The sequence below is a fragment of the Pseudomonas sp. SG-MS2 genome, assembly GCF_009933855.1.
GTDB classification, from domain to species: Bacteria; Pseudomonadota; Gammaproteobacteria; order Pseudomonadales; family Pseudomonadaceae; genus Aquipseudomonas; species Aquipseudomonas putida_E.
This window is the reverse complement of sequence record NZ_MOMO01000045.1, coordinates 1-22,016: the sequence shown is the minus strand read 5'-3', so window position 1 is coordinate 22,016 and position 22,016 is coordinate 1. Positions and strand designations below refer to the sequence as shown.

The 22,016-nt window shown below is 62.8% G+C and carries 16 protein-coding genes and 1 other RNA gene; 7 read left to right on the top strand and 10 right to left on the bottom strand.

The window, feature by feature from the left end; all coding sequences use genetic code 11:
• Positions 1-61: 61 nt before the first annotated feature.
• Both dnaX and BLX42_RS03405 read right to left on the bottom strand, forming a co-directional pair.
• On the bottom strand, positions 62-2,131 hold the full coding sequence (dnaX, locus tag BLX42_RS03410; protein ID WP_161871146.1) for a DNA polymerase III subunit gamma/tau: 2,070 nt from the start codon (positions 2,129-2,131) through the stop codon (positions 62-64).
• Between the two features lie 138 nt (positions 2,132-2,269).
• A complete protein-coding gene (locus BLX42_RS03405) occupies positions 2,270-2,755 on the bottom strand; it encodes a DUF2938 domain-containing protein (protein ID WP_046785300.1) in 486 nt (161 codons plus the stop codon).
• A gap of 82 nt (positions 2,756-2,837) precedes the next feature.
• Between BLX42_RS03405 and BLX42_RS03400 the strand changes: the two genes are divergently transcribed.
• Positions 2,838-3,251: a helix-turn-helix domain-containing protein gene (locus tag BLX42_RS03400; protein ID WP_161871145.1), complete on the top strand. Its 414-nt coding sequence runs from the start codon at positions 2,838-2,840 to the stop codon at positions 3,249-3,251.
• 36 nt (positions 3,252-3,287) lie between these two features.
• On the opposite strand, the gene ffs is transcribed toward BLX42_RS03400, so the two are convergent.
• The 5 genes from ffs to BLX42_RS03375 form a co-directional block, all read right to left on the bottom strand.
• An RNA gene (gene ffs, locus BLX42_RS03395) (signal recognition particle sRNA small type) lies at positions 3,288-3,384 on the bottom strand.
• Between the two features lie 228 nt (positions 3,385-3,612).
• Positions 3,613-5,943, bottom strand: a complete 2,331-nt coding sequence (gene ligA, locus BLX42_RS03390) for an NAD-dependent DNA ligase LigA (protein WP_161871144.1) — start codon at positions 5,941-5,943, stop codon at positions 3,613-3,615.
• Between the two features lie 275 nt (positions 5,944-6,218).
• Positions 6,219-7,103: a cell division protein ZipA gene (gene zipA / locus BLX42_RS03385; RefSeq protein ID WP_039601674.1), complete on the bottom strand. Its 885-nt coding sequence runs from the start codon at positions 7,101-7,103 to the stop codon at positions 6,219-6,221.
• A 204-nt stretch (positions 7,104-7,307) separates the two neighbouring features.
• Complete coding sequence (gene smc, locus BLX42_RS03380; RefSeq protein ID WP_161871143.1) at positions 7,308-10,796, bottom strand: chromosome segregation protein SMC; 3,489 nt, start codon at positions 10,794-10,796, stop codon at positions 7,308-7,310.
• A gap of 3 nt (positions 10,797-10,799) precedes the next feature.
• The gene (locus BLX42_RS03375; protein ID WP_012315435.1) at positions 10,800-11,459 is read right to left on the bottom strand and encodes a GntR family transcriptional regulator; all 660 of its coding nucleotides are present in this window, start codon (positions 11,457-11,459) and stop codon (positions 10,800-10,802) included.
• Positions 11,460-11,726: 267 nt separating this feature from the next.
• On the opposite strand from BLX42_RS03375, the gene xdhA reads away from it, so the two are divergent.
• The 4 genes from xdhA (at position 11,727) to guaD (ending at position 17,896) form a co-directional block, all read left to right on the top strand.
• Complete coding sequence (gene xdhA / locus BLX42_RS03370) at positions 11,727-13,181, top strand: xanthine dehydrogenase small subunit (protein ID WP_161871142.1); 1,455 nt, start codon at positions 11,727-11,729, stop codon at positions 13,179-13,181.
• Positions 13,174-15,573 (top strand): xanthine dehydrogenase molybdopterin binding subunit, encoded by a 2,400-nt coding sequence (gene xdhB / locus BLX42_RS03365; RefSeq protein WP_046785305.1) that lies wholly within the window; start codon positions 13,174-13,176, stop codon positions 15,571-15,573. The genes xdhA and xdhB overlap by 8 nt, the downstream gene beginning before the upstream one ends.
• Before the next feature lie 162 nt (positions 15,574-15,735).
• Positions 15,736-16,581, top strand: coding sequence for a xanthine dehydrogenase accessory protein XdhC (gene xdhC, locus BLX42_RS03360; RefSeq protein WP_046785306.1), 846 nt, complete (start codon positions 15,736-15,738; stop codon positions 16,579-16,581).
• 10 nt (positions 16,582-16,591) lie between these two features.
• Positions 16,592-17,896: a guanine deaminase gene (guaD, locus tag BLX42_RS03355; RefSeq protein ID WP_115274211.1), complete on the top strand. Its 1,305-nt coding sequence runs from the start codon at positions 16,592-16,594 to the stop codon at positions 17,894-17,896.
• Here guaD and aqpZ read toward each other — a convergent pair.
• Together aqpZ and BLX42_RS03345 are read right to left on the bottom strand one after the other, a co-directional pair.
• On the bottom strand, positions 17,893-18,591 hold the full coding sequence (gene aqpZ / locus BLX42_RS03350; RefSeq protein WP_046785308.1) for an aquaporin Z: 699 nt from the start codon (positions 18,589-18,591) through the stop codon (positions 17,893-17,895). The genes guaD and aqpZ overlap by 4 nt on opposite strands.
• A 121-nt stretch (positions 18,592-18,712) precedes the next feature.
• Positions 18,713-19,468, bottom strand: coding sequence for a GntR family transcriptional regulator (locus BLX42_RS03345; protein ID WP_046785309.1), 756 nt, complete (start codon positions 19,466-19,468; stop codon positions 18,713-18,715).
• Between the two features lie 284 nt (positions 19,469-19,752).
• On the opposite strand from BLX42_RS03345, the gene BLX42_RS03340 reads away from it, so the two are divergent.
• Positions 19,753-21,102, top strand: coding sequence for an NCS2 family permease (locus tag BLX42_RS03340; protein WP_012315442.1), 1,350 nt, complete (start codon positions 19,753-19,755; stop codon positions 21,100-21,102).
• A 299-nt stretch (positions 21,103-21,401) separates the two neighbouring features.
• Here BLX42_RS03340 and uraH read toward each other — a convergent pair whose 3' ends face one another.
• Positions 21,402-21,755, bottom strand: coding sequence for a hydroxyisourate hydrolase (gene uraH / locus BLX42_RS03335; protein WP_012315443.1), 354 nt, complete (start codon positions 21,753-21,755; stop codon positions 21,402-21,404).
• Between the two features lie 68 nt (positions 21,756-21,823).
• On the opposite strand from uraH, the gene BLX42_RS26690 reads away from it, so the two are divergent.
• Positions 21,824-22,016: hypothetical protein (locus tag BLX42_RS26690; RefSeq protein WP_218580302.1), on the top strand; the 193-nt coding region annotated here is incomplete at its 3' end.

Below are 22,016 nucleotides of genomic sequence, written 5' to 3'. Positions count from 1 at the left end.
GGGTATACCTCGATTGGGTCGTGTGATGCAGCCCGCCGCAGGCCGGCCGCATGGTTATCCGTTACTGACCCTGACTGACCAGGGCTTCTACAGGTTCAATAGTATCCTGCCGCACGGTCGCACCGAACTGCTTGATCATCTGCTGGATCAACGGATCCTGCTCGATCGACGCCACGGCGTCCTGCTGGCGCTCGGCACGCTTGCGCGAGGCTGCCTGGGCCGGGGTTTCCTGCTCGGGCAGGATAAGCTCGATGCGCAGGTTCAGGGTGCGCCCCAGGTGCTGGTTGAGCGCTTCATTCAGCCGGCGTTGCTGGGTGGCGTTGAACAAGGCGCCCTGACCCGGGTCAAGGTGCAGCAGCCAGTCGTCACCGTCTGCAGCCATCAGCGTACAGTTTGCGGCGATGTTGCCTGTCATCCCGGACACAGGCAACTGTGGGAATAATTCCAGCCATTGCAGGGCCAGCCCGGTGGCGGGCTTGGCGGCCGGCAGCGGCTCGGGCGCAGCGATGGGGGCCTCTTCCTGAACGTGCTCGACCAGCTCGTCCAGATAGCTGAAGCCCACCGGGTCGCTTTCGCCGCCATAGTAGTCCTCATCCATCGGTGGCTCGTCATCACGCTCCATGCCCGCCGAGGCGTAGGCAGACGGATCGAATGGCGGCTCGTCATAGGCCGGCTGGGCATCTTGCGGCTCAGCGACTGGGGGCTGGGGCGCGGCAGCCGGCGCAGGCGCAGGCTCCGGCTCAACGGCAACGGGAGCAGGCTTGGCAGCAGGCTCCTCCCAGGGCAGGTCGATGACTTCCTCTTCCGGTGCCGGCTCGGGCTCGGCCAGCTCGGCCTTGGGCTCAGGTTGTGGTGGCGCAGCCGACATTGCCTCGACGGCAGCCGCAGGCTCGGCTTGCGGGGCCGCAACCACTGCAGCGGGTGCTGCGGCAGCAACGACAGGCGCGTCGGGGACCACCGTGGGCGCTGCCACCGGGGTTGCAGGATCAGCTGTGGCCTGGCTGATCCCCACCGGCTTTAGTACCGGTTTCGGCGCATCGTCGCTATCGGCCGGTCGGAACGCCAGCATCCGCAGCAGGACCATTTCGAAACCGCCCCGCGGGTCGGGTGCCAAGGGCAGGTCGCGTCGGCCAATCAGGCCCATCTGGTAATAGAACTGCACATCTTCGGCAGGCAAGGCCGACGCCAGCGCCAGCACTCGGTCGCGATCACCCTGACCATTGTCCACCGCCTCGGGCAGCGCCTGGGCAATGGCGACCCGGTGCAACACATTGAGCATTTCGGCCAGCACGCCACTCCAGTCCGGCCCCTGCTCGGCGAGGTTGCGCACCGCCTCCAGCAGCGCCCGCGCATCCCCTTCCAGCAGCGCCTGCAGCACACCGTAGACCTGGCCGTGATCGAGGCTGCCGAGCATGGCCCGCACATCGGCGGCCAACACCCTGCCCTCGCCGAACGCGATCGCCTGGTCGGTGAGGCTCATGGCATCACGCATCGAACCATCGGCAGCGCGGCCCAGCAGCCACAGGGCATCAGGCTCGAACGGAACGTTCTCGGCCTCCAGGACATGACTCAGGTGTTCGACCACCCGCTCCGGGCTCATGTTCTTCAGCGAGAACTGCAAGCAGCGCGACAGGATGGTGGCCGGCAGCTTTTGCGGGTCGGTGGTGGCGAGGATGAACTTGACGTAGGGCGGCGGCTCTTCCAGCGTCTTGAGCAAGGCGTTGAACGAGTGCGTGGACAGCATGTGCACTTCGTCGATCAGGTAGACCTTGAAGCGCCCGCGGCTGGGGGCGTACTGCACGTTGTCGAGCAGTTCGCGGGTGTCCTCGACCTTGGTGCGGCTGGCGGCGTCGATCTCGATCAGGTCGACGAAACGGCCTTCATCGATCTCCCGGCACACCGAACAGGTGCCACATGGCGTGGAGGTGATGCCGGTTTCGCAGTTCAGGCACTTGGCGATAATACGGGCGATGGTCGTCTTGCCCACGCCCCGGGTACCGGTGAACAGGTAGGCGTGGTGCAGGCGCTGATTGTCCAAGGCATTGATCAAGGCCTTCAGCACATGGGCCTGGCCGACCATTTCGCGGAACGAGCGCGGACGCCATTTACGTGCAAGAACCTGATAACTCATCGAAAAACCATCGTAGCCTGATCGAGCGGAAGATCGCTAATGCTAGCGGAGCGGGGCCGAAATTGCACCCTGCATGGCTCGCCTAAGCTGAGTAACTGGCGCACGATCCTGGGACACCTGTAATCCCGAGCACTTTCTTCAAAGAGCCGAAATAAAACCGGCACTCAAGTACAACCCAATCCCAAATACCAAGTGCGTAACCAAACTCTTCAGACAATTACGCCAAGGCGTCGGCGTCCTGGCGGCAAAGAACCCTGCCCCCATCAATGGCTGCATGAAGCACAGCGGCGCCGCCACCGTCACCACACCCCACGCCAATGCAGGCCACACCGTCGGCGCGCGTAACCAGCCCTCGCCGGCCACCCCTACCAGCACCACCGCAAACAACACACCAATCCCATAATGGATCAACCACCCCCAGATCAGCTCGTTCGCCACCGGTTCGGCCCTGGCAATTGCCTGATGCCGTACTCGCCCCCGCAGCAGATGCCCTACCCAACGCCCCACCATGGCGAAGTTCAGCGTGGCGATACCCAAGCGCCGCAGCAACATCCCCCACAGGTCCATGATCACGGTAGCACCGACCCCGATCAGCAAAGCAGCTTGTAGCATGGCAAGCGTCATTGATTCAGCCCTCTGAAATTGACATTAAGCAACCTGCCACGCAGCATAGAAGTTGAAGTCAACTTCAAGTCAAGGCCCCTCAATGGATATTGCCGATGTCGCCAAACGCACAGGCGTCCCTGCGTCGACACTGCGTTACTACGAAAAGAAAGGCCTGCTCGAGTCACTTGCCGGGCGTGGCCAGCGGCGCCAGTTCGCCGCCGATGTTGCGGACAGGCTGGCACTGATCGCCTTGGGACAGGCCGCAGGTTTTTCCCTCGATGAAGTCGGGGCGATGCTGGTGGACCAGCAGGTCGATCGGCAGAGGCTGATGGCCAAGGCGGACGAAATCGATGCACAGGTCAAACGCTTGCAGGCACTTGGCAAGGGGCTGCGGCATGCAGCGCAGTGCTCAGAGGAAAACCACCTGGCCTGTCCGAAATTTCAGCGCTTGATGAAGCTGTCAGCAGCAGGGGCGCTGCGAGGTAAACGGGCCAGAGGAAAGGCCGTATCGTGACAGGCTGAGGTTTTTGAACCCCATAAATGGAGGCGACCCCACCAGCCACACCCCGGCACTCGATGTTCCCGCTATGGCTGCTCCCTTCCGGGCCTGACCAGGTTAACGGGTAATCAATGCGGGGGGACCGATGGGGCCACCACTACGCGGCTCGCCAAGCAGCGAGCCGCGCCATTGTACCGGTCTGGGGCGAAGTTACAACCTTTAACCGGAGAAAAAGTCATCATTTCTCAATGACTTGTCCAGATCGAGATGTCTGGCCCGGCCTCATCGCCGGCAAGCCGGCCCCCACAGGGGCCGCACCAAGCCTGAGGGCAACACAATACCTGCGGCCGGCTTGCAGGCGATGGGGCCAGGACAATCAGATGGCAATACCCTGCTCGCCCAGGAACACGACGAACGCATCCTCATCCAGCACCTTGACCCCCAGCTCACTGGCCTTGGCCAACTTGGAACCGGCGCCAGGGCCAGCGACCACGCAGTGTGTCTTGCCCGACACCGAACCGGCCACCTTGGCCCCCAGGCTTTCCAGCTTCTCTTTGGCGATGTCGCGGCTCATGCGCTCCAACGTGCCGGTCAGCACCCAGGTCTGACCAGCCAGGGGCAAGCCCTCGGCGACCTTCTTTTCGCTGTTCCAGTGCATGCCGAACGCCAGCAACTGGGCTTCGATGTCTCTGGCCAGCTTCTGGTTGGCCTCGTCCTTGAAAAATTCGCGCACGGCTTCGGCCTGTTTCGCTGCCAGCGCCTGACGCAGGTCGATGCCGTCGGCCGCGATGATCTTGTCCAGGCTGTCCAGCTTGGCGACCAGCTTTTCCGCGCCCGTGGGCCCGACCGAAGCGATGTCGAGCTTGGCGATCATCCCGGCCAGGGTAGTGCTGGCAGCGAATTCGGCAGCCAGCTCACCTTCGTCCTGCAATTGCATGCCGCAACCGAGCAACTGTTCGATGACCTTGCAGTTGTGTTCGTCTTCAAAGAAGTTGTGGATCTCGTAGGCCACTTCCAGACCAATGTCCGGCAGGTACGTCAGCACCTGCGGCAACGCCTGCTGCACCCGGGCCAGGCTGCCCAGCGAGCGGGCCAGTACCTTGGCGGTCTCCTCCCCCACATCCGGGATGCCCAGGGCATAGATGAAGCGCGCCAGGCTCGGGCGCTTGCTGGCCTCGATGGCATCCAGCAGTTTCTTGCTGGAGACTTCGGCAAACCCCTCCAGCCCGACGATCTGGTCGAATTGCAGCTTGTAGAGGTCCGCCGGCGAACCGATCAGGCCTTCGTCCACCAACTGCTCGACGCTCTTCTCGCCCAGGCCGTCGATATCCATGGCTCGCCGCGAAACATAGTGAATGATCGCCTGTTTGAGCTGGGCACCACAGGCCAGGCGGCCGACACAACGGTACACTGCACCTTCGCTGGTGGTTTCCTTGCCCTTGCTACGCTTGACCAGCTGAGTACGCTCAACCTGGGAGCCACACACCGGGCACGCGCTTGGCACCTGCACCGGGCGGGCGTCCACAGGACGGCGTTCAAGCACCACCTGCATGACTTGCGGGATCACGTCACCGGCACGGCGGATAATTACCGTATCGCCGATGCGCAGGCCCAGCCGGGCAATCTCGTCCATGTTGTGCAGGGTGGCGTTGGACACGGTCACGCCAGCCACCTTGACCGGCTTGAGGCGTGCAACCGGCGTGACCGCACCGGTACGCCCGACCTGGAATTCCACATCCAGCACCTCGGTGAGCTCTTCCATGGCCGGGAACTTATGGGCGATGGCCCAACGCGGCTCGCGGGCGCGAAAGCCCAGTTCGCGCTGGGAGGCCAGGCTGTTGACCTTGAACACCACCCCATCGATTTCGTACGGCAGGCTGTTGCGCCGCTCGCCGATATCGCGGTAGTAAGCCAGACACTCCTCGATACCAGCCGCATGCCTGAGCTCGCGACTGATCGGCAAGCCCCATGCCTTGAGCTGCTCGAGGATACCGATATGGCTCTCGCCAATGCTTGCCGAGACCTGGCCAACGCCATAGCAGCAGAATTCCAGCGGGCGGCTGGCGGTGATCTTCGAGTCCAACTGGCGCAGGCTGCCGGCAGCTGCGTTGCGCGGGTTGGCGAAGGTCTTGCCCCCGGCTTCGGCCTGTGCGGCATTGAGGCGATCGAAACCCGCCTTGCTCATGAACACTTCACCACGCACTTCGAGCACAGCCGGCCAACCTTTGCCCTGCAGCTTGAGCGGGATGTTGCGCACGGTACGCACGTTCGCGCTGATGTCTTCGCCGGTGGTGCCGTCACCCCGGGTCGCGCCCTGGACCAGTTGGCCATCGCGATAGAGCAGGCTCACCGCCAGGCCATCGAGCTTGGGCTCGCAGCTGTAGTCGACCGCGCCCGGCTGGTCGAGGCCCTCCATCACACGGCGGCCGAACTCACGCAGGTCGGCTTCCTCGAAGGCGTTGCCCAGGCTGAGCATGGGCACTTCGTGGCGCACCTGGCTGAACGCGGCCAGGGCAGCGCCGCCGACGCGTTGAGTGGGCGAGTCGGGAGTGATCAGGTGAGGATGTTCGGCTTCGAGGGCCTTGAGCTCGTTGAACAGGCGGTCGTACTCGGCGTCCGGCACGCTGGGCTCGTCGAGTACGTAGTAGCGGTAGTTGTGCTGGTCGAGTTCGGCGCGCAGTGCGTGGATTCGGGATTCGGCGTTCATTCTTCAGGTTCTCTTGCAAAGCAAAAGAGCAGCCCTAGGCTCAATGCCAGTCAGTTAAACGATTTGGGGCCGCTTTGCGGCCATCGCCGGCAAGCCAGCTCCCACAGGCACAGCGCAGACCTCAAGAACTGCATGGTATCTGTGGGAGCCGGCTTGCCGGCGATGGGCTGCGAAGCAGCCCTGGTAACGCTAACTGACTGGCATTAGCCCCAGGCTGCTCTTGCGCTTGAAACGAAGCGAGCAAGACCAGGGCATGGTCCGCTCGCTCAATGACATCAGCGTTTCTGGGTCAGCGCGCGGCGCTCGAACTCGACGATGCGCTGGCGGTAATGCTCGATGGTCTGGGCGGTGAGCACGCTGCGCTGGTCATCCTTGAGCTCGCCATTGAGCTCGTGGGCCAACTTGCGCGCCGCAGCGACCATCACATCGAAGGCCTGTTTCGGATGACGCGGCCCTGGCAGACCGAGGAAGAAGCTCACCGCACGGGTGCTGAAGTGGTCGATGTCATCCAGGTCGAAAATGCCGGGTTTGACCGCGTTGGCCATGGAGAACAGGACTTCGCCGTGACCGGCCATGCTTTCGTGACGGTGGAAAATGTCCATTTCACCGAAGCGCAAACCGCTTTCAAGAATATTCTGCAGCAGCGCCGGGCCCTTGAAGCCACCTTCGTCGCGGGAGATCACGCTGATCACCAGCACCTCTTCGACCGGCGGCAGCTCCTTGGCAGCACTGCCCGCATCAGCAAAACCACTGTTGCGGTTGTTGTCGCCAGCAAAATCGTCATCGGCATCGGCGAACAGGTCGGGCTCGCGCTGCTCGGCCACCAGGTCCAGGTCGCCCTGCGGCTGCAGTTCAGCGGCACGTTTGCCACGCTTGCTGGCCTTGGCCGGTTTCTGCTCGCGCTCGCGTTCACGCGCCGGCGCACTGAGCGACGGCAGGTCGCTTTCGTCCAGCTCCGGTTCCTTCTGGGTATCGAGCACCCGCGACGGGCCGAGCACCTCAGCGCTGCCTTCCTCGTCCGGGAGGTTGGAATAACTGCGATCCAGACGGAATTTCAACTTGCCTTTTCCGCCGCGCATACGGCGCCAGCCGTCGAAAAGAATACCGGCGATGACAATGATGCCGATGAGGATCAGCCACTCGCGCAGACCGATTTCCATGTAATCCCGTGCCTCTATAAAAATATGCTTGAAAACAAAGGCTTCAAAGCCCTTTAACACGTGGCGCCAACTCTATGTTCTGACAGGCGTTTTACCCACGCAAAAAACGAGTGACATTAAGCTAGCACGACCAAAGACAACTTTACACCGTCTGTCGCACATGGCGGGGGCATTTACCTGCACAATCCGCCTTCTCTTCGCTCATCAGGCGTCGACCATGGCCAATGCCTCCTCCACATCCACTGCAACAAGACGTGAACACCCAGGCTCGTGCATGGTTACCCCCATCAATTGATCCGCCATCTCCATGGCAATCTTGTTATGGGTGATGTAGATGAACTGCACGCTTTCACTCATTTCCTTGACCAACCGGGCATACCGGCCGACGTTGGCATCGTCCAGCGGCGCATCGACCTCGTCGAGCATGCAGAACGGTGCGGGGTTCAACTTGAAGATGGCAAACACCAGCGCCAATGCGGTCAGTGCCTTCTCGCCGCCGGACAGCAAATGGATGGTGCTGTTCTTCTTGCCCGGTGGGCGCGCCATGATCGTCACCCCTGTATCGAGTAGATCTTCGCCCGTCAGTTCCAGATAAGCGCTGCCACCACCGAAAACTTTTGGGAAAAGTGCCTGTAATCCGGCATTTATCTGATCAAAGGTATCCTTGAAGCGGTTGCGGGTTTCCTTGTCGATCTTGCGGATGACGTTTTCCAGCGTGTCCAGCGCCTCGACCAGATCGGCGTCCTGGGCATCAAGGTAGCGCTTGCGCTCGGACTGTTGTTCGTACTCCTCGATCGCGGCCAGGTTGATCGCGCCCAGGCGCTGAATACGGGCGTCGATCTGTTCCAGCTCCTGCTCGGTACCCTGTTCGCTGGCCTCGGCCTCTACGGTGGCAAGCACACCCTGCAAATCGTAGCCGTCAGCCAGCAATTGCTCCTGCAAGGTCTTGCGCCGCACATCCAGCCCCTGGCACTCCAGGCGCATCTGCTCGAGCTGGCCACGCAGCAACTGCGCCTGCTGCTCGGCCTGGGTGCGGCGCTTTTCGGCGTCGCGCAGGGCGCGATCGGCTTCGTCCATGTGCAGACGCGCCTGGCGCATTTCTTCGTCGACGCTCATGCGCCGCTCAAGCAGCTCTTCCAGCTTCAGGCGCAGCTCTTCCAGCGGTGCCTCGCCCTCCTCCAGGTTCAGGCTCAGCTGCTCCTGCCGCTCGCTCAGGCGTGCCGCCTGCAGCTCCAGGCGTTCCAGTGCCTGGCGGGTCGAGTCGTGCTGGGCGCGCAGTGATCCCAGGCGCACAGCCAACTGGTGGGCGTGATCCTTGTGCTGGCGAGCTTCCTGGCGGATCCGGTCAAGGCCTTCGCGCAGGGTATCGCGGCGGGCCATCAACTGTTCGCGTTGCTCGGTGTCCTGGGCCATCAGGTCCAGGGCCTCTTGCAGCACAAGGCGGGCTTCGCCCAGCTGCTCATGCTCCAGAGCGCGCTGCTCCTGAAGTTCGCTCAATTCTTCCTGCAGCCGGCGCCGACGCAGCTCCACCTGTTCGGCACGGGCCCGGCCTGCCGAAAGGCTGGCCTTGAGCTCGCCATGCTGGCGGCTCTCTTCCTGGGTGCGACGGCGTAGCTGCTCGCGCTGCTCTTCCAGGTCCAGTTGCTGCTCACGCAAGGCTTGCAGCTGTTGCTCCATCTGCTCCAGCGTAGCTTCCAGCTCCAGCTGCTCCTGGCCGAGGCGCTCGATTTCCTGGCCCCGCGCCAGCACCCCACCCTGGGATTCGCCCCCCCGGCTGACGCGTAAAAAATGCCGACCAACCCAATAACCATCGCGGCTGACCAGGCTCTGGCCTTCGCCAAGCCCGGCGCGTTCAGCGAGGGCTTGAGCCAGGTCTTCAACTGGCCGGACCTGGGCCAGCCAAGGGGCCAGGTCGGTGTGCCCCTCGACTTTGTCGAGCAAGCTGCCGGGCCGGCGTGCACCTTCCTGCCCCGCCACCAACAGACGCAGCTCGCCTTGCTCCAGCTCGGCAAAATCCAGGCCAGTGAAGTCCTCCACCAGCACGGCCTGCAGGTCAGCGCCCAACACGGTTTCCACCGCCAGCTCCCAACCCGGCTCCACACGCAGCCCTTGTGCCAGGCGCGGCCGCTGCTCCAGGCCTTGACCGCGAAGCCAGTCGGCAGCACCAGCCCCAGGTTCGAGCGCGGCCTGTTGCAATGCCTCCAGGGATGCCAGACGGCCCCCCAGGCGCTGCAAGTCGCCTTGCTGTTGCTGCTGAGCCTGGGTCGCCTGCTGCAATTGCGCGCGTACGCCCTCCAGGCGCTCGACCACCTGCTCTTCGGACAGCTGCAGCTCTTCAAGCAATATCTCGCTGGCAGCCAGCTGCTCGGCCAGCTCAAGCATGGCGCTGTCCTGCGGGTCAGCGCCCAACTGGTCGCGCTCCTCGCCCAACTTGCGCTGGCGCTCGGCCATGCGCTCCAGGCTGGCTTCAAGCTGCTGCAGACGCGACTGCTGCACTTCGGCCTGGCGCCGGGGCTCGGCGGAGCGGGTGTTGAAGCTGTCCCACTGCTCCTGCCAGCCATGCATGCCCAACTCGGCCTCTTCGAGGACAGCGGCAGCCTCTTCGGCTGCGGCCAAGGTCATTTCCTGCTCCGGTTCGAGCATCGCCAGCTCTTCACCGAGAGTCGCCAGCAGGGTGCGGTCATGCCCCAGGTGCGACTCGGTTTCCTGGCGCGTGCGCTCAGCTTCCTTCAGGTCGTCCTGCAATTGGCGCAGGCGCTGCTGGCCGTGCTGAATGCTCTGCTCGACCCGGGCAATGTCACCGGCCACCGAATAGAAGCGCCCCTGCACCTGGTTGAAGCGCTCAGACAGTTCGTGATGGCCGTCACGCAGCCGCTCGATGCTCGCATCGGCATTGCGCTGTTCGGCAACCAGCGCCTCATGGGCCACATCCTGATCGCCAATCACCGACTCGCGCTGGCGTACGCGTTCATCCAGGTCACGCCAGCGCAGCGCCGCCAAGCGTGCTTTGAGCTGCCGTTCCTGGGCCTTGTACTCACGGTATTTCTCAGCGGCCTGCGCCTGGCGGTGCAGGCGTTCGAGCTGGCGCTCGAGCTCATCGCGCAGGTCGGTCAGGCGCGCCAGGTTCTCCTGGGTGCGGCGGATGCGGCTTTCGGTCTCGCGGCGGCGCTCCTTGTACTTGGAGATGCCCGCCGCCTCTTCGATGAAGTTGCGCAGCTCCTCGGGCTTGGCCTCGATCAGCTTGGAGATCATGCCCTGTTCGATGATCGAGTAGCTGCGCGGGCCCAGGCCGGTGCCGAGGAAGATGTCGGTGATGTCGCGGCGGCGGCATTTGGTGCCGTTCAGGTAATAGGTGTTCTGCCCGTCACGGGTGACCTTGCGGCGGATGGAGATTTCCGCATAGGCGGCATATTCGCCCAGCAGCGTGGTCTCGCTGTTGTCGAAGATCAGCTCGATGCTGGCCTGGCTGACCGGTTTGCGGCTGGTGGAGCCGTTGAAGATGACATCGGTCATCGACTCGCCACGCAGGTTCTTCGCCGAGCTTTCGCCCATCACCCAGCGCACCGCATCGATGATGTTGGACTTGCCGCAGCCATTGGGCCCGACCACGGCCGCCATGTTGCTGGGGAAGTTGACGGTGGTCGGGTCGACGAACGACTTGAACCCGGCCAGGCGAATGCACTTCAGGCGCATCGGTCAGCCTCGGGCCAGCGCCGCCAGCACCAGCTCGCAACTGCGCTGGCAATAGGCGGTGAGTACCTCGCGGATGCGCGGCAGATCACGGGCGACCACGGCGTCGAGCAGGTGGGCGAACAGGTCAAGGTAATCGAGCATGTTGGCCTGGCGCTGGTCGAGGGCCAGATAATAGGCCCGGCTCATGGCCGGCTGCAGGTTTTCGACGGTTTCCTGCAGGTAAGGATTGTCGGCAAACGGATAGGCGGCGCGCATCACGGCAAAACTGTCGGCGACGAAGGCCTTGATGTCACCTTGTTCACGGGCCTGCTGCAGGCGTTGCTGGATGTCCAGGAACGGGCGCAGGTCTGCGTCGGTGCGCCATTTCTGCGCAACGGCGTTACCCAGCAGAATGTAGAACTCGCCCATGAGGGCGCACAGGCTGCGCACGCTGCGTTCGTCGAGCCTGGTCACATGGGCGCCGCGGCGCGGCAGGATCGCAACCAGATGACGACGCTCGAGGATCAACAACGCTTCACGCACCGAGCCGCGGCTGACATTCAACGCCTGGGTGACCTTCTGCTCCTGGATGCGCTCACCCGGCTCAAGCTCGCCGCGGATGATGCGTTCGGCCAGGTAGTCGGCAATCTGCTCGGAGAGGCTGTCCGGCGCCTTGAACGTCATGGTTTTCCTTCAAAATCATTGAACTGGGCACAAGTGGGCGATTGTAGCGCACTTGGCCAGCAGTCGCGCAGAGGGGCGGCAGCCTTTATTTGAGCCGCCAGACAACGGTCAAGGCGGCCCGATCTATGCTTTGTATATGGGCAGGCTGGGCGGCCAGACTACCGCGCGGAGAATTTCTTGACCCTTAAGTCAGAAAATTATTGACCAGCGTGTCAGCTCTGCTTATTGTCCGCTCAACAACAATAAAACCATTGCGAGGCCATCCCCGTGATCCAGTTTCTCGTCAACCAGGAGCTGCGCAGCGAGCACGCCCTGGACCCGAACATGACGGTGCTGCAGTACCTGCGTGAGCACCTGGGCAAACCCGGCACCAAAGAAGGCTGCGCCAGCGGCGACTGCGGCGCCTGCACCGTGGTGGTCGGCGAGCTGACCCAGGATGACAAAGGCCAGGACAGCCTGCGCTACCGCAGCCTCAACTCCTGCCTGACCTTCGTTTCGTCGCTGCACGGCAAGCAACTGATCAGCGTCGAGGGCCTCAAGCACCAGGGCGAACTGCACAGCGTGCAACAAGCCATGGCCGACTGCCACGGCTCGCAATGCGGCTTCTGTACCCCAGGCTTCGTCATGTCGCTGTTCGCCCTGCAGAAAAACAGCCAGGGCCACGACCTGCATCAGGCCCAGGAGGCGCTGGCGGGCAACCTGTGCCGCTGCACCGGCTACCGCCCGATTCTCGATGCTGCCGAACAGAGCTGCCGCCAACCCTGCCGCGATCAGTTCGACGCGCAACAAGCACTGACCATCAGCCGCCTGAAAGCCATCACACCAACCCAGACCGGCGAGCTCAACAGCGGCGACAAGCGCTGCCTGGTGCCGCTGACCGTGGCCGACCTCGCCGACCTGTACAGCTCGCACCCCGAAGCGCGCTTGCTGGCAGGCGGCACCGACCTGGCGCTGGAAGTCACCCAATTCCACAAGACCTTGCCGGTCATGATCTATGTCGGCCACGTGGCCGAACTCAAACGCATCGACAAGACCGCCAGCCACCTGGAAATCGGCGCCGCCACGCCGCTCACCGATTGCTACGGCGCGCTCAATGAGGAATACCCCGATTTCGGCGACCTGCTGCACCGCTTCGCTTCGCTGCAGATCCGCAACCAGGGCACCCTGGGCGGCAACATCGGCAACGCCTCGCCAATCGGCGACTCACCGCCCTTGCTGATCGCCCTCGATGCACAGATCGTGCTGCGCCAGGGCGACCGCCAGCGCACGATGCCGCTGGAGGACTACTTCATCGACTACCGCATCACTGCCCGCCAGGACAGCGAATTCATCGAGAAGATCATCGTACCGCGAGCCAGCAATGACTGGGCCTTCCGTGCCTATAAAGTCTCCAAGCGTCTGGATGACGATATCTCGGCCGTGTGCGGCGCCTTCAACCTGAGCATCGAAGACGGCGTGGTCAGCGGGGTGCGCATTGCCTTCGGTGGCATGGCCGCGATCCCCAAACGTGCCCGCGCCTGTGAAGCAGCCCTGCGCGGCAAGCCCTGGAACCAGGCGAGCCTGGAGCGCGCCTGCCAGGCCCTGGCCGAGGACTTCACCCCGCTCAGCGACTTCCGCGCCAGCAAGGAATACCGCCTGCTGGCCGCGCAGAACCTGCTGCGCAAGTACTTCATCGAACAGCAAACGCCGCACATCGAAACCCGGGTGACCGACTATGTCTAACCATCACGCCGTCAAGAGCCAGGCCGAGATGGCCGAACTGTTCAGCCAGGACCTGACCACCGGGGTCGGCCGCAGCGTCAAGCACGACAGCGCCGACAAGCACGTGGCAGGTGAAGCGGTGTACATCGACGACCGCCTGGAATTCCCCAACCAGTTGCACGTCTATGCGCGCACCGCCGACCGTGCCCACGCACGCATCCTGCGCATCGATACCACGCCTTGCTATGCCTTCGAAGGGGTGCGCATCGCCATCACCCACGAGGACATTCCTGGCCTGAAGGACATCGGCCCGGTGGTGGCCGGTGACCCGTTGCTGGCCATCGACAAGGTCGAGTTCTTCGGCCAGCCGGTGCTCGCCGTGGCCGCGCGCGACCTGGACACCGCGCGCCGTGCAGCAATGGCGGCGATCATCGAATACGAAGACCTGGAGCCGGTACTGGACGTGGTCGAGGCATTGCGCAAGAAGCACTTCGTACTCGACAGCCACACCCACCAGCGCGGTGATTCGGCCACCGCCCTGGCCAGCGCCCCGCACCGCCTGCAGGGCACCCTGCATATCGGCGGCCAGGAGCATTTCTACCTGGAGACGCAGATTTCCTCGGTGATGCCCACCGAAGACGGCGGCATGATCGTCTTCTGCTCCACGCAAAACCCTACCGAAGTGCAGAAGCTGGTCGCCGAAGTGCTCGACGTGCCGATGAACAAGGTGGTGCTCGACATGCGCCGCATGGGCGGCGGCTTCGGCGGCAAGGAAACCCAGGCCGCCAGCCCGGCCTGCCTGTGCGCGGTGATCGCACGCCTGACCGGCCAACCGACCAAGATGCGCCTGCCGCGCGTCGAAGACATGATGATGACCGGCAAGCGCCACCCCTTCTATGTCGAGTACGACGTCGGCTTCGATGACGACGGGCGCCTGCAAGGCATCAACATGGACCTGGCCGGCAACTGCGGCTACTCGCCCGACCTTTCCGGCTCGATCGTCGACCGTGCCATGTTCCACTCCGACAACGCCTACTACCTGGGCGATGCCACCGTGCACGGCCACCGCTGCAAGACCAACACCGCCTCCAACACCGCCTACCGCGGCTTCGGCGGCCCACAAGGCATGGTTGCCATCGAGCAGGTGATGGACCACATCGCCCGCCACCTGGGCCGTGACCCGCTGGCAGTGCGCAAGGCCAACTACTACGGTAAGACCGAGCGCAACGTCACCCACTATTACCAGACCGTCGAGCACAACATGCTCGAGGAGATGACGGCCGAGCTGGAAGCCAGCAGCGACTACGCAGAACGCCGCGAATCGATCCGCCGCTTCAACGCCAACAGCCCGGTCCTCAAGAAAGGCCTGGCGCTGACCCCGGTCAAGTTCGGCATCTCGTTCACCGCCACCTTCCTCAACCAGGCCGGCGCGCTGATTCATATCTACACCGATGGCAGCATCCACCTGAACCACGGCGGCACCGAGATGGGCCAGGGCCTGAACACCAAGGTGGCCCAGGTCGTTGCACAGATTTTCCAGGTTGATTTCAGCCGCATCCAGATCACCGCCACCAATACCGACAAGGTGCCCAACACCTCGCCAACGGCGGCATCCAGCGGCGCCGACCTGAACGGCAAAGCGGCGCAGAATGCCGCCGAGATTCTCAAAAAGCGCCTGACCGAGTTCGCCGCGCGGCATTATCAGGTTACCGAGGAGGACGTCGAGTTCCGCAACGGCCATGTGCGCGTGCGCGACCAGATCGTCAGCTTCGAACAACTGGTGCAGCAGGCATACTTCGCCCAGGTGTCGCTGTCGAGTACCGGCTTCTACCGCACGCCGAAGATCTTCTATGACCGCAGCCAGGCACGCGGCCGGCCGTTCTACTACTTCGCCTTCGGCGCCGCCTGCGTGGAAGTGGTCGTCGATACCCTGACCGGCGAGTACAAGATGTTGCGCGCCGACATCCTGCACGACGTCGGCGATTCGCTGAACCCGGCCATCGACATTGGCCAGGTGGAAGGCGGTTTCATCCAGGGCATGGGTTGGCTGACCACCGAAGAGCTGGTGTGGAATGCCAAGGGCAAGCTGATGACCAATGGCCCGGCCAGCTACAAGATCCCGGCCGTGGCCGACATGCCGCTGGACCTGCGGGTGAAACTGGTGGAAAACCGCAAGAACCCGGAAGACACCGTGTTCCACTCCAAGGCGGTTGGCGAGCCACCGTTCATGCTCGGCATCGCCGCCTGGTGCGCGATCAAGGATGCCGTGGCCAGCATTGCCGATTACCGGCTGCAACCGAACATCGACGCACCGGCGACACCGGAGCGGGTGCTGTGGGGGTGCGAGCAGATGCGCAAGCAAGTAACTGCCGCGCAGCCTGCCTTGCAGGAACTGGAAACCTCCACTCACTGACGCCGCAGACCTGTGTAGGAGCGGCCTTGTGTCGCGAAAGGGTCGCGCAGCGGCCCCAAGAATCTTTATTGCTGCACAGATCTTGGGGCCGCTGCGCAGCCCTTTCGCGACACAAGGCCGCTCCTACCACAGCACCGAGTCGCCCATAGAGGATTTTGAATCATGCACCAATGGATCAACGCCCTCGCCGACCACCAGGCCCGCGGCGAACCCTGCGTACTGGTGACCATCATCGAGGAGCGCGGCTCGACCCCGCGCAATGCCGGCTCGAAAATGGTCGTCAGTGCCACAGCCCTGTATGACACCATCGGCGGCGGCCACCTGGAATTCAAGGCGCTGCACATTGCCCGGGCAATGCTCGAAGAACACCGCACCACGCCGCACCTGGAGCGCTTCAGCCTCGGCGCCAGCCTCGGACAGTGCTGTGGCGGCGTCACCGTGCTGCTGTTCGAGCCCATGACCGCTGTGCAGGCGCAAATCGCCGTGTTCGGCGCGGGCCATGTCGGCCGGGCTCTGGTACCCTTGCTCGCCGCCCTGCCCTGCCGGGTGCGCTGGATCGATTCGCGTGAACAGGAATTCCCCGAGCTCATCCCCAACGGGGTGACCAAGGTGGTCAGCGAAGAGCCGGTCGACGAAGTGGCCGAGCTGCCAGCCGGTTGCTACTGCATCGTCATGACCCACAACCACCAGCTCGACCTGGAGCTGACCGCCGCCATTCTCAAGCGCAACGATTTCACCTGGTTCGGCCTGATCGGCTCGAAGACCAAACGGGTCAAGTTCGAACACCGCCTGCGCGAGCGCGGCTTTGACGAGGCCGTGATGGCGCGCATGCGTTGCCCGATGGGCATCGCCGAGGTCAAGGGCAAGCTGCCGATCGAGATCGCCGTGTCCATCGCCGGCGAAATCATTGCCACCTACAACGCCTGCTTTGGCCAGCATGACGCTGGCGTCAATGCGGGCCCCATCGCCCAGTTGCTGCCGCCCTCCCGGCGCAGCCAAGCCAATTGACGAGTGAGTTATGACCGTTACCCGCAAAGCCTACCGTGCCGCCATCCTGCACAGCATCGCCGACCCGGCCGAGGTGGGCCTGGACGCCTCCCATGAGTACTACGAGGACGGCCTGCTGGTGATCGACGAGGGTCGCATCAGTGCATTGGGTCATGCCAGCGAACTGCTGCCGACGCTGGATGCCGACATCGAAGTGGTGCATTACCAGGACGCCCTGATCACCCCGGGCTTCATCGACACCCACATTCACTTCCCGCAGACCGGCATGATCGGTTCCTACGGCGAGCAACTGCTGGACTGGCTCAACACCTATACCTTCCCCTGTGAAAAGCAGTTCGCCGACAAGGATCACGCCGACAAAGTGGCGAAGATCTTCCTCAAGGAACTGCTGCGCAACGGCACCACCACTGCGCTGGTGTTCGGCAGTGTGCACCCGCAGTCGGTCAATGCACTGTTCGAGGAGGCCGAGCGCCTGGACCTGCGCATGATCGCCGGCAAGGTGATGATGGACCGCAACGCCCCCGACTACCTGACCGATACCGCCGAAACCAGCTACACCGACAGCAAGGCGCTGATCGAGCGCTGGCACGGCAAGGGCCGCCTGCACTACGCGGTAACCCCGCGCTTCGCGCCCACCAGCACCGCGCAGCAATTGAAGCTTGCCGGGCAGTTGCTCAAGGAGCACCCGGGCGTCTACATGCACACCCACCTGTCCGAGAACCTCAAGGAAATCGACTGGGTCAAGGAACTGTTCCCTGAGCAGAAAGGTTACCTGGACGTCTACGACCACTTCGAACTGCTCGGCGAGCGCTCCGTTTTCGCCCACGGCGTGCACCTGTGCGACGACGAATGCCAGCGCCTGTCCGAGACGGGCTCGGCGATCGCCTTCTGCCCGACCTCGAACCTGTTCCTGGGCAGCGGCCTGTTCAACCTGCCCCAGGCCGAACGCTTCAAGGTAAACGTTGGCCTGGGTACCGACGTCGGCGCCGGCACCAGCTTCTCGCTGCTCAATACCCTGAACGAGGCGTACAAGGTCATGCAGCTGCAAGGCGCGCGCCTGCACCCCTACAAGTCGCTGTACCTGGCCACCCTGGGCGGTGCCCGTGCGCTGCGCCTGGATGACCGGATCGGCAGCCTGCGCCCCGGCAACGATGCCGACTTCGTGGTGCTCGACTACAAGGCCACGCCGCTGCTTGACTACCGTATCCAGCAGTCAGGCAGCATCGAAGAGACCCTGTTCGTGCTCACCACCCTGGGCGATGATCGCACCGTGCGCGAAACCTACGCCGCCGGGCGCTGCGTGCACCAGCGCTAAGGCGCTTTCGCCAGGCCCCGGTAAAGTGCGCCGCCGATCGCTGCCCCGATCAGCGGCGCCAGCCAGAACAGCCACAGCTGCTGCAAGGCCCAGCCACCGACGAACAGCGCCGGCCCCGTGCTGCGCGCGGGGTTGACCGAGGTATTGGTCACAGGGATCGAGATCAGGTGGATCAGGGTCAGGGCCAGGCCGATGGCGATAGGTGCAAAACCCGCCGGGGCCCGAGCGTCGGTTGCGCCCATGATCACCACCAGGAACATCGCCGTCATCACCACTTCACTGACAAAACCTGCGCCCAGCGAGTAACCGCCTGGCGAGTGGTCGGCATAGCCGTTGGACGCCAGGCCCGCCGACAGCTCGAAGCCGGCCTTGCCACTGGCGATGAAGTAGATCACCGCTGCCGCGCAGATCGCACCGATCACCTGAGCGATGACGTAAGGCAGCAACTCTTTGGCCGGAAAACGCCCGCCCACTACCAACCCGAAGGAAACGGCAGGGTTCAGATGACAACCGGAGATGTGGCCGATGGCGAATGCCATCGTCAGCACGGTAAGACCGAAAGCGAAGGCGACACCGAGAACGCCGATGCCGAGGGGAGAGCTGGCTGCGATTACCGCACTGCCGCAGCCGCCGAGTACCAACCAGAAGGTGCCGATCAGCTCGGCTCCCATGCGCACACCCAAAGACGTCGACATGAACCTTTCCTCATGTAGTTGAACGCAGGAGACTGCGCAAGCCCAACTACTTGATGAAGGTTTGCTCACAAGAATCTAGCAGACGTTTGGTTTATGGCCACTCATTCAGCCAGGCAAACGATCAACCCTTGAGCGAAACCTTGGGTTTTTTCAGCAGATGCGAAAACACCGCATGCAGATCGTCCGAGGCACTCTCCTCGTCCAGGTTGAGCTTGCTGTCGATATGGTCCATGTGATGCATCATCAGGCTGACCGCCTGCTCGGCATCACGCGCCTCGATGGCATCGATCAGTTGCATGTGCTCGTCGTAAGAGCAGTGCGAGCGGTTGCCGCTTTCGTACTGGGCAATGATCAGCGACGTCTGCGACACCAGGCTGCGCTGGAAGCTGACCAGCGGGGCATTGCCGGCCGCCTCAGCCAGCTTCAGGTGAAACTCGCCGGACAGCCGGATGCCTGCACCACGGTCGCCCCGCGAGAAGCTGTCACGCTCTTCACGCACCATGTGCCGCAGTTCGTTGAGCTGCTCGAGGGTGGCGTGCTGTACGGCCAGTTCGGTGATGGCGCGTTCGACCATGCGCCGGGAGAAGAACACCTGGCGCGCCTCTTCGACCGTCGGGCTAGCCACCACGGCACCGCGGTTGGGCCGCAGCAGCACAACGCTTTCGTGGGCCAGGCGCGACAAGGCACGACGGATGATGGTACGGCTGACGCCGAATATCTCGCCCAGCGCTTCCTCGCTCAACTTGGTGCCCGGTGCGAGTCGCTGCTCGAGGATCGCCTCGAAGATATGCGCATAGACGATATCGTCCTGGGTACCGCTGCGGCCAGCCTTGCCGGTACGTGCAGGTTTCTTCAGAGGTTGCAGCTGTTCGTTCATGGGCTCTCGAGGCACGAAGGAAAGTATGGCGGCATTGTACACAGGCTGAGCCGTTTCTGCAGGTGGGCTTTTAGCTATATAGCCGATGCGCGGCATATTGTGCGCACAAAAGATAAAACATTATTTGCTTTCTTTGTACACAAAAGCATAATCCATCGAGCAACTTCTTGACCCGTAAGTCAACAAAGCGGCGTCAGACGTCTGCCATCCCTCGCGGAGCCACCAAGTGCATTGCGCAGGTCACTGGCTCCAAGAACAACAAGAAAGACTTGAGGAGTACCGCTGTGGAAAGCCGCAAATCCGACGCACCTACGCTGGATCTCGCTCCGCCGCTCGAAACGAGCTGGCTGGAGCGGATTTTCAAACTCAAGCAACACGGCAGTACCGTCAAAACCGAAATGATCGCCGGGGTGACCACCTTCATCACCATGGCGTACATCATCTTCGTCAATCCCAACATCATGGCTGACGCCGGCATCGATCACGGCGCAGCATTCGTCGCCACCTGCATTGCCGCAGCACTGGGCTGCCTGCTGATGGGCCTGTACGCCAACTGGCCGGTGGGCCTGGCGCCGGGCATGGGCCTCAACGCGTTTTTCACCTACACCGTGGTCGGGACCATGGGCTACAACTGGGAGACAGCGCTGGGCGCGGTATTCGTATCGGGTGTGCTGTTCATGTTCCTGACCCTGTCCAAGGTCCGCGAGTGGCTGCTCAACAGCATCCCGGTAAGCCTGCGACATGCCATGGGGGCCGGCGTCGGATTGTTTCTCGGGCTGATCGGCCTCAAGACCGCAGGCATCATCGTCGACAGCCCGGCCACGCTGATCAAGCTGGGCTCAATGCATGAACCAGGCCCACTACTGGCGGCCCTGTGCTTCCTGTCGATTGCCATCCTCAGCTACAAACGCGTGTTCGGCGCCATCCTGATCAGCATCATCGGCGTCACTCTGGCAGGCTGGGGCCTGGGCCTGGTGAAATTTGGCGGCGTGATGTCGATGCCGCCGAGCCTGGCCCCCACCTGGATGGCCATGGACGTGGCCGGCGTGTTCAACGTGAGCATGATCAGCGTGGTGCTGGCGTTCCTCTTCGTGCACATGTTCGACACCGCCGGCACCTTGATGGGCGTCGCCCAGCGGGCCAACCTGGTGGCACCGGACGGCCGCATCGAAGGCCTGTCGAAGGCATTGAAGGCGGACAGCGCATCCAGCGTGTTCGGTGCCGTGGTTGGGGTGCCGCCGGTAACCAGCTATGTAGAAAGTGCCGCGGGTGTTGCCGCAGGTGGCCGCACTGGCCTGACCGCGGTGGTGGTTGGCCTGCTGTTCGTGGCGGCGATGTTCTTTGCACCGCTGGCCGGGATGATTCCAGCCTACGCGACTGCAGGTGCACTGATTTACGTGGCCATGCTGATGATGGGCAGCATGGCGCACATCCATTGGGATGAAGCCACCGACAGCATCCCGGCGATCGTCACGGTGATCATGATGCCGCTGACCTTCTCGGTGGCAGACGGTATTGCCATGGGCTTCATCACCTATGTGGCGCTGAAGGCCGGTACCGGCAGGTACAAAGAGATTTCGGCCAGCCTGTGGGTGCTGTGCGCGATCTTCATTGCCAAGTTCGTGTTCCTCTGAGCTGACAATTGCACCAGAACAGGGCGCTTCGGCGCCCTTTTTGTGCTGTTAGCACCGCCCTCATCGCCGGCAAGCCGGCTTCTACTGGAGTGGCGTCAGCTTTAGAAGTTGAATAGGTCAGTGCCCGGGAGAGTGGCGAAATCGCTTGGATGCCATTCGATAAGGCCGGCGCCGTACCTTTTGTGGGAGCCTGCTTGCCGGCGATCAAGCCAGTGGAGAGAACACAAAACAGCAGACGAAAAAAAGCCCGCCAGTGTGAGAGCGGGCCAAGGACCTACGAAGATTCTTCTAGCGACCAACTAGCTCCCGCGATAGGTCGAATAGCTATACGGCGAGATCAGCAGCGGCACATGGTAGTGCTCCTGCTTCTCGTCGATGCCAAAGCGCAGCACAACAACATCCAGAAACGCCGGCTCCGGCAGTTGTACGCCGCGAGCACGGTAGTAGGCGCCAGCACTGAACTGCAGCTGGTAAACGCCAGTACGGTAATCGTCACCCTGCAACAGCGGCGCATCGACGCGGCCATCGCTGTTGGTCAGGGCAGTGTTCACCAGCTCAAGCTGCTGGCCTTCGACACGGTACAGCTCGACCTTGATCGCGCTGCCCGGGCAGCCGTGAGCTGCATCCAGTACGTGTGTAGTCAAACGTCCCATTGCTTGTCGCCTCTTGTTCAATCTGTGGGCAAAAAATACACAGCCATTCGCAGGGCAAGGAACCTGCGATGGGCGGGAATGCCGTTATTAAGACATTTCGTCGGCAGATTGTACACAATTTTTTGAGCCCTTCCGTCGAGGCCCGCTCGAACGGGTCAATAGTCGCAAATACAGGCGCTGTGCCGACGCCAATCTCATTAACTGACCAATCAGGCAGGTTTCTTGCAACAGATTCTCAGGCGACAAAAGGGAAGAAATGCG